Source organism: Rhizobium sp. 10N427, from assembly GCF_056394605.1.
Genome location: NZ_JBFTID010000012.1, coordinates 81,071 through 93,111, shown reverse-complemented (window position 1 = coordinate 93,111; position 12,041 = coordinate 81,071). Strand labels below are relative to the sequence as shown.

16 protein-coding genes are annotated in these 12,041 nt (G+C 61.4%); 4 read left to right on the top strand and 12 right to left on the bottom strand.

The genetic code is table 11. The features are described from left to right. Positions 1-323: 323 nt before the first annotated feature. From cysE to AC1DIJ_RS22450, 3 genes are all read right to left on the bottom strand, one after another. The gene (cysE, locus tag AC1DIJ_RS22460) at positions 324-1,172 is read right to left on the bottom strand and encodes a serine O-acetyltransferase (RefSeq protein WP_112390006.1); all 849 of its coding nucleotides are present in this window, start codon (positions 1,170-1,172) and stop codon (positions 324-326) included. 181 nt (positions 1,173-1,353) lie between these two features. After that, entirely contained in the window at positions 1,354-1,662 is a 309-nt protein-coding gene (locus AC1DIJ_RS22455) for a BA14K family protein (protein WP_162698767.1), read from the bottom strand. 96 nt (positions 1,663-1,758) lie between these two features. Beyond that, on the bottom strand, positions 1,759-2,373 hold the full coding sequence (locus AC1DIJ_RS22450) for an HAD-IA family hydrolase (RefSeq protein WP_112390087.1): 615 nt from the start codon (positions 2,371-2,373) through the stop codon (positions 1,759-1,761). 271 nt (positions 2,374-2,644) lie between these two features. On the opposite strand from AC1DIJ_RS22450, the gene AC1DIJ_RS22445 reads away from it, so the two are divergent. Next, complete coding sequence (locus tag AC1DIJ_RS22445; RefSeq protein WP_112390004.1) at positions 2,645-2,857, top strand: hypothetical protein; 213 nt, start codon at positions 2,645-2,647, stop codon at positions 2,855-2,857. Then, positions 2,847-3,197: a hypothetical protein gene (locus AC1DIJ_RS22440; RefSeq protein WP_112539102.1), complete on the top strand. Its 351-nt coding sequence runs from the start codon at positions 2,847-2,849 to the stop codon at positions 3,195-3,197. The genes AC1DIJ_RS22445 and AC1DIJ_RS22440 overlap by 11 nt, the downstream gene beginning before the upstream one ends. A gap of 25 nt (positions 3,198-3,222) precedes the next feature. Here the strand turns inward: AC1DIJ_RS22440 and AC1DIJ_RS22435 are convergent, their stop codons facing one another. From AC1DIJ_RS22435 to AC1DIJ_RS22420, 4 genes are all read right to left on the bottom strand, one after another. Then, positions 3,223-3,492, bottom strand: a complete 270-nt coding sequence (locus AC1DIJ_RS22435; RefSeq protein ID WP_112390002.1) for a hypothetical protein — start codon at positions 3,490-3,492, stop codon at positions 3,223-3,225. Positions 3,493-3,692: 200 nt separating this feature from the next. After that, the gene (locus tag AC1DIJ_RS22430; protein ID WP_162706067.1) at positions 3,693-3,869 is read right to left on the bottom strand and encodes a hypothetical protein; all 177 of its coding nucleotides are present in this window, start codon (positions 3,867-3,869) and stop codon (positions 3,693-3,695) included. Between the two features lie 124 nt (positions 3,870-3,993). Further along, entirely contained in the window at positions 3,994-4,944 is a 951-nt protein-coding gene (locus tag AC1DIJ_RS22425) for a hypothetical protein (RefSeq protein ID WP_112390001.1), read from the bottom strand. A 134-nt stretch (positions 4,945-5,078) separates the two neighbouring features. Then, on the bottom strand, positions 5,079-5,738 hold the full coding sequence (locus AC1DIJ_RS22420) for a DUF1007 family protein (RefSeq protein ID WP_112390000.1): 660 nt from the start codon (positions 5,736-5,738) through the stop codon (positions 5,079-5,081). Positions 5,739-5,915: 177 nt separating this feature from the next. Here AC1DIJ_RS22420 and AC1DIJ_RS22415 point away from each other — a divergent pair, with 177 nt between their 5' ends. Next, positions 5,916-6,128 carry a hypothetical protein gene (locus AC1DIJ_RS22415; protein ID WP_112389999.1) on the top strand — a complete coding sequence of 71 codons (213 nt, stop codon included), beginning with the start codon at positions 5,916-5,918 and terminating at the stop codon, positions 6,126-6,128. 21 nt (positions 6,129-6,149) lie between these two features. Here the strand turns inward: AC1DIJ_RS22415 and AC1DIJ_RS22410 are convergent, their stop codons facing one another. From AC1DIJ_RS22410 to bioB, 5 genes are read right to left on the bottom strand one after another with little or no spacing between them, the layout of a single operon-like run. Next, positions 6,150-7,139, bottom strand: coding sequence for a beta-ketoacyl-ACP synthase III (locus AC1DIJ_RS22410; RefSeq protein ID WP_112389998.1), 990 nt, complete (start codon positions 7,137-7,139; stop codon positions 6,150-6,152). After that, on the bottom strand, positions 7,136-8,407 hold the full coding sequence (locus tag AC1DIJ_RS22405; RefSeq protein ID WP_112389997.1) for an adenosylmethionine--8-amino-7-oxononanoate transaminase: 1,272 nt from the start codon (positions 8,405-8,407) through the stop codon (positions 7,136-7,138). Before AC1DIJ_RS22405 ends, AC1DIJ_RS22410 begins: the two co-directional genes overlap by 4 nt. After that, entirely contained in the window at positions 8,404-9,042 is a 639-nt protein-coding gene (gene bioD / locus AC1DIJ_RS22400) for a dethiobiotin synthase (RefSeq protein ID WP_112389996.1), read from the bottom strand. Before bioD ends, AC1DIJ_RS22405 begins: the two co-directional genes overlap by 4 nt. Next, positions 9,039-10,184, bottom strand: a complete 1,146-nt coding sequence (locus tag AC1DIJ_RS22395; protein WP_112389995.1) for an 8-amino-7-oxononanoate synthase — start codon at positions 10,182-10,184, stop codon at positions 9,039-9,041. Before AC1DIJ_RS22395 ends, bioD begins: the two co-directional genes overlap by 4 nt. Beyond that, entirely contained in the window at positions 10,181-11,182 is a 1,002-nt protein-coding gene (bioB, locus tag AC1DIJ_RS22390; RefSeq protein ID WP_112389994.1) for a biotin synthase BioB, read from the bottom strand. Before bioB ends, AC1DIJ_RS22395 begins: the two co-directional genes overlap by 4 nt. Between bioB and AC1DIJ_RS22385 the strand changes: the two genes are divergently transcribed. Then, positions 11,132-11,935 carry a helix-turn-helix domain-containing protein gene (locus AC1DIJ_RS22385; protein WP_310301306.1) on the top strand — a complete coding sequence of 268 codons (804 nt, stop codon included), beginning with the start codon at positions 11,132-11,134 and terminating at the stop codon, positions 11,933-11,935. The two genes, bioB and AC1DIJ_RS22385, sit on opposite strands and share 51 nt — an antisense overlap. Positions 11,936-12,041 lie beyond the last annotated feature (106 nt).

Here is a 12,041-nt window from a genome sequence, read left to right as displayed (position 1 = left end):
AAGCCGTAGCACCGAGCGTGGTGGCCGGGGTTGATTGTCCCGCGCATCTAGGCACCAAAGCACACGGCCTCACAACAATATAAATTCCATAAAATTATGGAGAATAGAACTCCATTTCTCCACGCCAGCTTGGTTGCAGCATAGTCTCTATCGATTGCAGGCTGGCGCCGGTCGAGACAAGACGGGACCGGTGGTGTTCTAGCCGGGCGCTTTGGAGGCCATGACGGATATGATGGGCGCAAAGACGGAAAAGACGATCGTCCTGCTGCTCTGCGCCGGAACCGTGGCCTCGCTGTTTCTGGCCTTTGGCTAACGAAGCGCCGTCAGATCACGTAATCCGGTTCGGAAAGGCTCTGGTCCATCGTGACGCCGGGCAGGCCGGAATGGGGCTTGCCGACCACGCGTGCGGGGACACCGGCAACGGATGTATAGGGAGCGACGGATGCGATGACGACGCTGCCTGCGCCGACCTTTGCACCCATCCCGATCTCGATATTGCCGAGAATCTTGGCACCCGCGCCGATCAAGGCACCCCTTCGGACTTTCGGATGCCGATCGCCATCCTGCTTGCCGGTTCCGCCGAGCGTGACGTTCTGGAGAATGGAAACCTCATCTTCCACCACGGCGGTCTCGCCGATAACCAGCCCACTGCCGTGGTCGAGCATGATGCTCTTGCCCATCTGTGCTGCCGGGTGGATATCGACGCCGAAAATTTCCGAAACCCGGCTCTGCAGATGCCTTGCCATATGCAACCGCTTCTCGTGCCAAAGCCAGTGGGCGACGCGATGCGCCTGCAGGGCGGCGAAACCCTTGAAATACAGAAATGGTGTCAGGATCTCGGCATTTGATGGATCGCGCTCGCGCACGGCGATCAGGTCGGCAACAGCTTGCTCGATGATATCCGGCTTCGAGACGAAGGCTTGCGCGACCGCGGCCAGAAGTTCGTGCTGATCCAGATCGTGATCGGCAAGTTTGTGAGCGATGCGGTTTGCAAGCGCCTCGGCAAAACTGGAATGATAGAGGATCGCCGCATTCATCGGGCGTACGAGCGCCCGGTCCTTCGCCGCCGCGTCGGTTGCCTCCCGGCACAGCGCGCTCCAGATCTCGGCTCTTGCGAGCGACAAGGGCGCAAAATTCGAAAGCTCGTTCAACATGGCATGCGGACCTGCCATGCCTTTTCCTCCAGCCGGCCACTCAGGACTTCAGATTAGGGCCGCCGCGCCGGGGACAGAACGCATAGAGTTCGCTCATTGCAGACCAGAGGATAATTTTCCTCCCGGATTGGTGCGAAGCGCGCAAAAAACAATCCCGATATCGCCGCCTTGTCGACAGCGGGCGGTAGCGTCTTCACGCTTAACGCGGTGAACGGCACTCCGCCTGCCCACCCTTGCCAGTGGCGTAGGTGTTGTCGGTCGGATTGTAGGACGGGAATTTCTTGGCGCACCACTTGATGTGGGCAATCTCCGCGGGAGACAAAAGCCAGTTTTCAGCTGCCGCCGCCTTACCGGCTTCGGCGGAATAGGCGGCAACGGATGCGTTGGTTTCGGAATTGCCGGCGACGGCCGGGGGATCAATGCGGAAGGCAAAGGCGGATGATGCGCCGGACATCACAATCGCGGCGGTTACCGCGTATGCTGCCAGAGATTTCGCCACCGTAGACATTTGCCAACTCCAATCGTCGATCTGCATATCAACGGAGAGACAGCGTTTTTGTTCCGGAAGTGCTGCTGGGCAGGCAAACGGGGCCGGGCAGGGATGTTACTTTTCGACGACCGAGATCTTGCCGTCTTCGGAAATCAGCGGGAACACGCCGGTATAGTCCCCGATCGAGGGATGATCTGGAAACAGCGCCTTGTGGCCGGCGGCGGTGATCACCATGACTTCGGCTCCGGCAGCCTCTCCAGCCTTCACCCCGGCTTCGACATCTTCGAACACGAGGCAGCTTTCCGGCGGCACGCCGAGCTTCCTGGCGCCAAGAAGATAGCATTGCGGATCGGGTTTTCCGGAGGTCACGTCATCGCCGGTCACGATCTGCTGCGGGACAGGCAGCCCGGCGGCTTCCAGCCTGCGGATCGCCAGCGCCTTCGTGGACGAGGTAACGATCGCCCAGCGTTGCGGCGGCAGCGCCGCCAGAAATTCAGCAGCGCCCGGAATGGCGACGATACCATCGACATCCTCGATTTCGGCCTGAGTGATCTTTGCGGCCTCAACCTCGGGATCGACCCCCGGAAGATTCAATTGCCGGATCGTGTCGACGCCCCGCTTGCCGTGCATGGTCGGCAAGAATTCGACGGGATCCAGCCCGTGACGTTCGGCCCAGGCACCCCAGACCCTTTCGGCGGCAGCCGTCGAGCTGAGGATGGTTCCGTCCATATCGAAGAGAAAACCGGAAAAGCATCTTTTGCTGTCGAGAGGCACGTGCAGACCCTCCAGGATCGGTTTCGGGCGTTCCACCTTATCGCCCGCCGAAGGTGTATTGAACAGCGCAGGATCGGAGAATCTTCCGCTGCACCAGAGTGAACCAGCCGCGTTGCGTATTTACGGCTGGTTCACCATGACCGCCGCATCTGCCTTCGCAGACCCCGAATGCCGGTTAAGTGTTTCCTGAAACTCGATCCCGAGTCGCCTCAAGAATAGGAACGTGATGAGCTATCTGACATTCGACGTTCAATCGCTTCTGCGCGAGCTCGACCAGTTCGCGTCGGAGCTTTCCGGCCTTGCGAAATCGGTCGAAGTGACGGCCCTCGAACTCCGGTTCGCCATGCTGCGCGCGATGATCGAAGACTGCATGGGCATCAGTTCGTCAAACGACAATCTCGCCCGCGAAAGCCTGGATGGAGCCGGACATGCGAGCTGACGCCGCGGTGCTCCGCACCTCGCTTGCGCGCATTCGGGCCGAAGCGCAGCAGATACAAGCAGCCGAACTGCCGGCGAAGACCACGGCTTTCATTACCCAGCTGGAGCGCCTTGCCGTGTCATTGCCTGAGATGACCGATATCGCCAAGCGCAACGAGCTGGTCAGGATCGGGGAATTGGCGACGGTGCTTTCCAGCTGGATAGACGATCGCGATCCGGGCGCCTCTGCCGCCTTCGAAGAGGCGGCCCTTTCGCTGGGCATGATCCAGTCGAGCGAAAGCGAGTTGCTGGAAGCCATCGTGGGCGTGGCGCGATCGGCGCTCGCGCTTCTTCGCAGATAAGGGATCCACCGCTACGGCAGCGGGCTCAATGCCCGCCGCGGGATTCAGGATTGATGGTCAGGACGGTCGCTGCCAGTGCATCCCTGACATTGTAGCCGATATCACCTTCGGCCTTGATGAGAACGTAAAACACCCGCACCGCCTTCAATTTGGCATCGACGGCATCCGTTTCGGCATCGCTGACGAGCGTGACGATATGGGCCCTGTCGGTCTCGGCTGTGCCGAGGGCCTTGAGCTGGGGCAACACTTTCACCCAGTCCTGAAGTTCGGGAAGATAGACTAAAAAGCGATTCACAGTGTGCTCCTTCAATAAGGAGCAACGTCCTATCACTATGGCCCGTGACGCCAGCGTGACACCACCAAAGGTCTTCGCTGAGCGGCCGGACGGAGCCTGGCGGCTACCGGGGATATGCAAGCCGGGATGCAGGGGCGATCAGCGCTGCCGTTCGGGCGAATCGATCAGCTATGTCCGTCCGTCTTCCCGATACGCTGGCGTTAGGCGGCCAGCGCATCCTCATCATCTGCCAGATAGTCCAGCAGATCGTAGAGTACCTCCATCTCGTCCTCGGTCTCAGGACGTTTCGTCGGCGGAACGTTCTTGACGGGCGCCTTGGCCCGTTGCCGGAAGGTCGCCCGGGGAACCCGGACTGTATTTGCGCGTCTGTTTGCCATCTGCTGCCTCACGCGGAACAAGGAGGATCAAAAGCTTGAGGGCTAACTTAATCACCAAACGCTTGAATAGTCGCGTGACGCCGGCGTGACATGGTGGCGGGAGCCTGAGGGCCTCCCCCCACCGTCAGTTCACGTTGCCTTCGCACATCGGCACCGGCCGCGCCGGCTGAGGGGGATGGTCCGCCTTGTACTGGGCGATGACCGGCTCGAGTTTTTCCTTTGGCCAGAACGCCGGCGTGCCGATCGCCTTGAGGCAGGAGGCGTTCCAGTAGGGGCCATTCGGCGCCAGCGCGCGTCCACCGGCGACGGACTGCGCGACCGCTTTGATATCCTTGGATTCCGGGTAGATATAGAGCGTCGTCGGATTGCCATCGATCATCGAAAGCACCTTCGGCGCGTCCGATGGCGACCAGCTGGTGCATCCGTCGCTCCGCCCGCCTGCATAGGTGACGAGCTTTCCGAGCGGAACATAGCCGGTGCTGTTCGCATAGGTGCTCTCAGGCTTCTTCTGCATGCAGATCCCCGAGACGAGGGCCGCCGCATGGCCGCCGATGGCGCGTTGCCTTGCATTGGCCGTCTCTCCGATGCCGTCGAACTGCACGAAGGAGCGGATGAAGGCGGCTTCGCGATCGGCACTCGTGCGGTAATAGCCCTTAAAGGAAGTCTTGATCTCGCTGGTCAGATAGGCGCCGCCGGCGGTCAGATTGGAATCGAGGGCGTTGCCAAAGTTTTTGGCGCATTCCCGGCCGTTGGAAAAGTTTGCCACGCCCTGGAGGTTGCGGCCACCGCCATGTCCTGCGGAAATGACGCGAAACGATCTGTCGGCCTCGCAGATCACATAAAACCGGCCATCCGACAGGTCACCCGGGTCATTCGGCCGGGTCGCGTCCATGGCGAAATAGCACTCGTTTCGAACCTTGCCTTCGGCGACTTTTGAGAGATAGAGGCGGCGTGCCCGTTCCAGCACCGGCAGGGCGATCTGGCCATTGGCCTCGCCGACATAGGTCATGAGCCAGTCCGGGATCGGCAGACGCCCGTCGGCCCCGGATGCCTGTACTGCCGTCGTGGCCGACATGAGCAGGCTCGCAAAGCCAAGGAGCAGGGATCTTTTAGGCACGGCGCATTCTCCCGGATAGTCTCTCGGCGCATTCGGCCGCCGAACGGTTTGATAGATCTGACCCACGCTCATCCATCAGCGTTGAAGAAGTCTTAACACCGCACTTCCAGTCTTGTCGCGACGATCTGAGAGTAGTCGCTGCCCATCGGATCGTTGAAGAACAGCGTGGTCAGCATTGCCTGGTTTTCGGCCAGAATCTGCTTTGAATCCGGCCGGACGACCTTTCGCGTGCAGCGGTTGAAACCGTCGCCGGATGTTTTCAGATCCGCATCGCTTCCGAAATCGAGCGCCGTGTAGAGCGACGGATCGTAAACGCCGAATACCATCAGTCCCTTCAGCGGTGTCCGCTCCACGGGCTTCTGCGTGAACGACAGGATCAGCGATCCGTCCTCATAGGCCGCGTGCATCACATCGGGCTCGGCAAGCTTGATGGCTTTGCCGTTGATGGTAATCTTGGTGTAATAGTCGTATTGCGCCAGTGACTTGCGCACCGTCTTTGCGACAGCCGTCAGTTCGGCAGGTTCAAGCTTCGAATTGCCGTTCTTGTCGAAATCCAGCAACACCGAGGACGAGAAGACCTCGTCGAAGCGCCAGGTATCGCGCAATTCGCCGAGGCTGCCATCGGCGCCCGCTACTGCTTCGAACTTGGCATCGACGAAGATGTGTGGATGGGCAAGCGCGCCCGTCGGCACCCCGCCCATGAAAAGCAGGGTTGCAGCAGCAATTCGGCGTCGAAACGATCGGGAGCTCATAGGACGTGACTGCGCGGAGATTGTGCCCGATTTAAGTTGAACCGATCCCGATAACGGTCCGTTTTTTCTCGCCACGCTAACGGATTGCGGACGCGCTTCAGGAAACACTGTTCCATTGCCATGAGTCTTGGTAATGAGGCGCCCTATATCATTCAGCCGGCTCAATCAGGTGCTATCATGGACGAAAACAAATTCCTTTCACTGTGCAAGGGCGGAAAGTTCAAGGAAGCGCTGGCGCTGGCGATCGAAGGCGGCGAGAAGCAGAAATACACCCCCAGCCGCTTTTCCATGGACAAGAAGACCGGGAGGCCGATTTTCTATCGCGGCAACAAGCGCGTCGAGATGGATGAAAACGGCGAGTGGCTGATCTCCAAGAACACGCAGGTTTGATGAGGGCGGCTGTACGGCCGGTCACATCGCAAAGACGACTGCCCCGCCAGCCAGACCCGCGCCTGCCGCGGTCATCAGAAGGTTCTCTCCTGGCGCGAACGGCCGTCTGCTGTTCTCGACCGAGAGTGAAAGCGGTATGGTTGCAGCGGAAGAATTGCCATATTCGGCGATCGTGCTGACGGCCTTGCTTTCCTCGATCGCCAGATTGCGGCGGATGGCATCGGAAAGACGTGCATTCGCCTGATGCGGAATGAAACGGTCTATGGCCGAAATGGTCCCGGTGGACTGGGCGACGGCCTGAAGCGACGTCCTTGTCATCAGTTCGACGGCACGGGAGAAGACCTCGCGCCCGTCGCGCATCGACATCAGCATTTCATCGCCCGGCGTCTGCCGCGTGAACGGTTTGGAGCTCCCGCCCGCCGGAATGCCGATCAGATCATAGCCGCTACCATCGGACGCCAGCGCGGCGGCCTTGAGGCCGCTTCTCCCATCGCTGCAGGGCGCGAGCACGACGGCTCCCGCGCCGTCGGCGAAAAGCACGGCGCTGGCGCGTTCGGCAGGATTGATCCGGCGGCTGAGAATGTTGGCAGCGACGACCAGCACCGGCCGCCCCTGGGCGCGCACGAAACCATCCGCCAGCGTCAGCGCATAGAGAAAGCCGGAACAGGCCCCGGCAAGGTCGATCGCGCCGGAATTCCTGAGCCCGAGCTTGTGGGCCAGAAGCGGCGCAGACGGCGGCAACAGATGATCGGGCGTCGAGGTCGCAAGAAGGGTGAGGGCCACATCGTCAGCTGCAAGACCGGAATTACTGATCGCCATCCGGCCGGCTGCCGTGGCAAGGCCAGTCAGCGTGTCACCCTCGCTTGCCCAGTAGCGCGATCGGATGCCGGTGCGCCGTTCGATCCAGCCATCCTCCAGGCACAGCCGGTTTTCAATCTCCGCATTGTGGACAATACGCGACGGGACGGCGTGGCCGAAGCCTGCGAGCCTGGAGGAAAGAAGCGCCGTCACGACCCCACCTTTGCCAGGGCGAGCGAAGCCACCTCGTCGATGGCGTCATAGGCGGCGGCAAGGTCCGCCCCAGTCGTGCAATAGGGCGGCATCAGGTAGATGACATTGCCAAGCGGTCGCACGAGCAACCCGCGCTCGCGGAACAGCCGCCGTAGATGCGGGCCGGCCTCGGCGAGATAGCCGCCCGCAGGGACCACGAGATCCAGGGCAGCGATCGTTCCGCATTGCCTGACGCCCGTAAATCGCGGGTCGTTTTCGAAGCGTTTCAGGTGGGCCGAATGCTGCGCGGCCAGCGCATCGATCCTTGCGTCGACAGGCTCGTCGCGCCAGATCTTCAGGTTGGCCACAGCCGCGGCACAGGCGATGGGGTTCGCCGTGTAGGAGCTCGAGTGAAAAAAGGTCTTGCGCCGATCTGAGGACAGATGCGCCTCGAAAATATCCGGCGTGCAGAGCGTTGCCGCCAGCGGCAGGGCGCCACCGGTCAGGCCCTTCGAGGTGCAGAGGATATCGGGGTTGACGCCCGCCTGCTCGCAGGCGAAGCGGGTTCCAGTCCGGCCCCAGCCGGTCATCACCTCGTCGGCGATAAACAGCACGCCATACCGCCCGGCGATTTCCTTCAGAGAGGCGAGAACGCCGCTTGCATAGAATTTCATGCCGCCTGCGCCAAGCACCAGCGGCTCGATGAGAATGGCGGCGGTCCTTTCGGCGCGGCAGAAGCGTTCGAAAGCATCAAGCGTTTCCTGCTCGCGGCCGGCTTCGGGAAAAGGCAGGCGATCGACGCCGAAGAGCAGGGGTTCGAACGGCGCGTTGAAGACGCCGCGTTCTCCCGCCGACATCGTGCCGATCGTGTCGCCGTGATAGGCGTGTTCCATCACCACGATGCGGTCGCGCGCGATACCGCGATTGTGAAAGGTGCCGAGCGCCATCTTGATCGCGACTTCCACGGCGGTCGAGCCGCTGTCGGAATAGAAGACGTGCTGCAAACCGGGTGGAGCGAAGGCGAGCAAGCCTTCCGCCAGCGCTTCGGCTGGCTCATGCGTGAATTCAGCAAAGATCACCTGGTCGTAGACCTCTGTCGCCTCGCGGATCGCGGCCATGATGGCCGGGTGGCGATGGCCATGGGTGATGACCCACCAGGAAGAGATCGCATCCAGAATACGATTGCCATCCTCGTCGAAAAGAGAACTGCCTTCTGTCTTTACGATGCGCCTCATCGCCGGTTCGAGGGCGTGCTGGGTGAACGGGTGCCAGACGGGAGAGCGGCTCATGCGCAGTTCTCCAGCATCAGCCGCGTATCGAAATTCTCGCGAAATGCCTGGGCGAGGCTTTCACGCGTCAGATTGTCCAGCATCGGCAGTCGCCCCAGAATATCGACCTGTCCGATGGTGGCGATCGTCGCCTGTGTGTCCGCGTTCTCGGGCCCGATGAAGGCAACGCCGCAAATCGGGATGGCGCGATGGCGCAGCGCCTCGAGGGAGAGCAGCGTGTGATTGATCGTGCCAAGTGCCGTTCGTGCGCAGAGAATGACGGGAATGCGCCACGGCGCGAAGACATCGGCAAAGACGGTGGTAGCCGTCAGCGGCACCAGCAGACCGCCCGCGCCCTCGATGACCAGCGGCCCTTTGCATTCGGGTGGCAGAAGCTTGCCTATATCGATCTCGATCCCATCAATCCGCGCGGAAAGATGCGGCGATAAGGGCGCTGTGAGACGATAGGCTTCAGGCACGATATGGCCTGATGGCAATCCGCTGAGCCGGGCGACGGTCTGGCTATCAGTCTCATCCTCGAGGCCGGATTGCACCGGCTTCCAGTAATGGGCGCCGAGCGCACCGGCTAGGCCCGCCGCAAAGACGGTCTTGCCGATGCCGGTATCCGTGCCGGAGACCACGAAACGCGGTGTCATCTATTGTTTTCCTCCATGACGGCGGCGAGGCAATCGATCATGCTGGCGATCCGGTCGCGGTCTGTATTGAGTGTGATCGACAGGCGCAGCCGCGCGGTGCCATCGGGTACCGTGGGCGGGCGAATGGCGCGGATGTCGAAACCATGATCCTGCAGACGGTCCGCAATTCGGACCGCCTGCGCATTGCCACCGATGATCACCGGCTGGATCTGCGATCCGCTCGGCTGGACGCCAAGCCGACTCTTCAGTTCGTCGCCGGCGAACGAAACCAGTTGCTGAAGGCTGATGCGCCGCTCCGGTTCATCCTCGACCATCCGCAGCGCCTCGCGCACGCCGGCCGCCATGAGCGGCGAGGGCGCCGTCGAATAAATGAAGGCGCGGGCGCGGTTGACGAGGTAGTCGGCAAGCGCCCGGGGAGCGGCAAGCAAAGCGCCGGAAACGCCGAGCGCCTTGCCGCAAGTATGAAGCGCCAGCACATTCTCCCGGCCCTCAAGCCCGGCCGCCAGCCCCCGTCCGCCTGGGCCGAGCACGCCGGTCGCGTGCGCCTCGTCGATGACCAGAAAGCCGTCGTGACGTTCGGCAATGTCAGCAAATGCCGCGAGCGGTGCGCGGTCGCCATCCATGGAGTAGAGGCTTTCGACGGCAACCCAGGGATGGCCCCGGCCACCCTGCTTGCGCCATTTCCCGATCGCGTCGTCGAAAGCATCGGCATCGTTGTGAGCGACGGCGGTCGAGGCCGCCTTGCTGGCTTCGATGCCTTCATGCGCGCTCGCATGGATCAGCGCATCATGGACGATCAGATCCTCACGCTTCGGAAGCGTCGAGAAAAGCGCGGAATTGGCGGCATAGCCGCTGCCAAAATAGAGCACGCGCTCCGCCCCGAAGAAGGCTGCTGCTTCGGTCTCCAGCGCCTCGTGTTCGGGATGATTGCCGCGTAGCAGCCGAGATCCCCCTGCGCCAACGGGAATGCCCCGCTCCATGGCCGCAGCGATCGCCGCCTTGAGACGTGGCGCACCGGCCAGAGCGAGAAAGTCGTTGGAGGTGAAATCGGCGCCGCGCTGCGGGGCCAGATGGCGCAGGCGTGTCTTTCGCTGCAGGCCATCCAGTGTCACAATATAGCCGGCGAGTATCGCTGCGGTCACAGCGCCGGCTCCAGTTGCATTGGCGACAGGCCGAGGCGTCGGAAGAGCGACGTGTCGTGGTCTTCGCCGGGATTATCCGTCGTCAGCAGCGTATCGCCGACGAAGATCGAATTGGCGCCGGCGAAGAAACAGAGTGCCTGCATTTCGTCGCTCATCTCCGTCCGTCCGGCCGAGAGCCGCAGGTGGGATGTCGGCATCAGAATGCGCGCGAGTGCTATCGTGCGGATGAAATCGATCGGGTCGACAGGGGCGGCATGTTCCAGCTTCGAGCCGGGGATCGCGATCAGCTGATTGATCGGAACGCTCTCCGGCGCCACCGGCAGGTTTGCGAGCGTCAGCAGCATGGAGATCCGGTCATCGACCGTTTCGCCCATCCCCAGGATGCCTCCAGCACAGACCTTGATGCCGGCAGCCCGCACAGTCTCCAGCGTATCGAGCCGGTCTTCGAAGCTCCGTGTGGTGATGATTTCGGAGTAGAAGCGCTCGGACGTATCGATGTTGTGATTGTAGTAGTCGAGGCCCGCTTCTGCGAGCCTGTCTGCCTGCGTGGCCGAGAGCATGCCGAGCGTCATGCAGCTTTCCATGCCAAGCGCCTTCACGCCCTCGACCATGGCGGTCAGCGTGTCCAGATCGCGATCCTTCGGGCTGCGCCAGGCGGCCCCCATGCAATAGCGAGTCGCCCCGGCATCCCTTGCCTTGCGCGCCTCCGCGAGAACGCGCTCGACCTCCATCAGCTTCGACGCCTTTAGCCCGGTCGGATTGTGCGCCGACTGGCTGCAGTATCCGCAATCTTCCGCACATCCCCCCGTCTTGATCGAGAGGAGCCGGCTCATCTGCACGGCATTGGGATCGAAATTGGCGCGATGAACGGTTTGCGCCCGGAAGAGTAGATCATTAAACGGTAAATTATAGATAAGTTTTGCGTTGTCTAACGTTTTGGTCGGTTTGTGCGGAGCGTGACGTGCTTCAAACTCGGTATTCCGAACGATTTCTGGCATTCTTGTCGCCTCAAGATTAAAATTATGGATAGAAAATATATTTTATCGATAATTTGGCAAGCCGTAATTCCGGAGTGCGATTTCTGGCCGGTTGAGGCGGAAGCTCGCCCGCTGGCTTTACTGTCTTTAGTGCGGCTGCAGCCCGCGGAACCCGAGTTGCGGCGGCCGGTGGCACGCGTTAGTGATGTCGTCATGCTGGATAAAATCGATGAGCGCCTCGGCGCGCGGGTGCGTATTGAACGGGAAATTCGCGGCTGGTCGCTGACCGAGCTCGCGAAACGCTCAGGTGTTTCCCGCGCGATGATCCACAAGGTCGAGCGCGGCGAGGCAAGCCCGACGGCAATGCTTTTGGCCCGTTTGTCAGGCGCTTTCGAGATCAGCATGTCGACACTGATGGTGCGTGCCGAGATGCAGGAAGGGATGTTGCTGCGCAAGGACGACCAGCCGGTCTGGATCGATCCCGTTACCGGTTATGCGCGCCGCCATGTCTCGCCGCGATCGGTGACGCCGATCGATGTGATCGATGTCGATTTCCCGCCGGGCAAGGAATCGGGCTTTCCCGCCTCGTCCTATGCCAATCGCAAGCACCTCGTCTGGGTGCTGGCGGGCGAACTTGTCTTCATCGAAGGCGGCGTCCGCCATGAGATGCGGGAAGGGGATTGCCTCGAACTCGGCCCTCCCAACGATTGCATCTTCCGGAATGAAACGGCCGAACCCTGCCGTTATGCGGTGATCGTTCTTCGTGAGGCCTGACGGAGTCGATCATGCTACTATAGTGGTATGATCAGCATGGCGGAAACTGAAGCCTGCTGCGCTGGACCGCTTGCCGCGCCGGCTTCCTGCAGTCCCGTATGGACGG

Excerpts from the sequence above, each read along its gene's own strand:
- cysE (WP_112390006.1), bottom strand. The coding sequence starts at position 1,172 with ATGGCAGGTCCGCATGCCATGTTGAACGAGCTTTCGAATTTTGCGCCC.
- AC1DIJ_RS22455 (WP_162698767.1), bottom strand. The coding sequence starts at position 1,662 with ATGTCTACGGTGGCGAAATCTCTGGCAGCATACGCGGTAACCGCCGCG.
- AC1DIJ_RS22450 (WP_112390087.1), bottom strand. The coding sequence starts at position 2,373 with ATGGACGGAACCATCCTCAGCTCGACGGCTGCCGCCGAAAGGGTCTGG.
- AC1DIJ_RS22445 (WP_112390004.1), top strand. The coding sequence starts at position 2,645 with ATGAGCTATCTGACATTCGACGTTCAATCGCTTCTGCGCGAGCTCGAC.
- AC1DIJ_RS22440 (WP_112539102.1), top strand. The coding sequence starts at position 2,847 with ATGCGAGCTGACGCCGCGGTGCTCCGCACCTCGCTTGCGCGCATTCGG.
- AC1DIJ_RS22430 (WP_162706067.1), bottom strand. The coding sequence starts at position 3,869 with ATGGCAAACAGACGCGCAAATACAGTCCGGGTTCCCCGGGCGACCTTC.
- AC1DIJ_RS22425 (WP_112390001.1), bottom strand. The coding sequence starts at position 4,944 with ATGTCGGCCACGACGGCAGTACAGGCATCCGGGGCCGACGGGCGTCTG.
- AC1DIJ_RS22420 (WP_112390000.1), bottom strand. The coding sequence starts at position 5,738 with ATGAGCTCCCGATCGTTTCGACGCCGAATTGCTGCTGCAACCCTGCTT.
- AC1DIJ_RS22415 (WP_112389999.1), top strand. The coding sequence starts at position 5,916 with ATGGACGAAAACAAATTCCTTTCACTGTGCAAGGGCGGAAAGTTCAAG.
- AC1DIJ_RS22405 (WP_112389997.1), bottom strand. The coding sequence starts at position 8,407 with ATGAGCCGCTCTCCCGTCTGGCACCCGTTCACCCAGCACGCCCTCGAA.
- bioD (WP_112389996.1), bottom strand. The coding sequence starts at position 9,042 with ATGACACCGCGTTTCGTGGTCTCCGGCACGGATACCGGCATCGGCAAG.
- bioB (WP_112389994.1), bottom strand. The coding sequence starts at position 11,182 with ATGCCAGAAATCGTTCGGAATACCGAGTTTGAAGCACGTCACGCTCCG.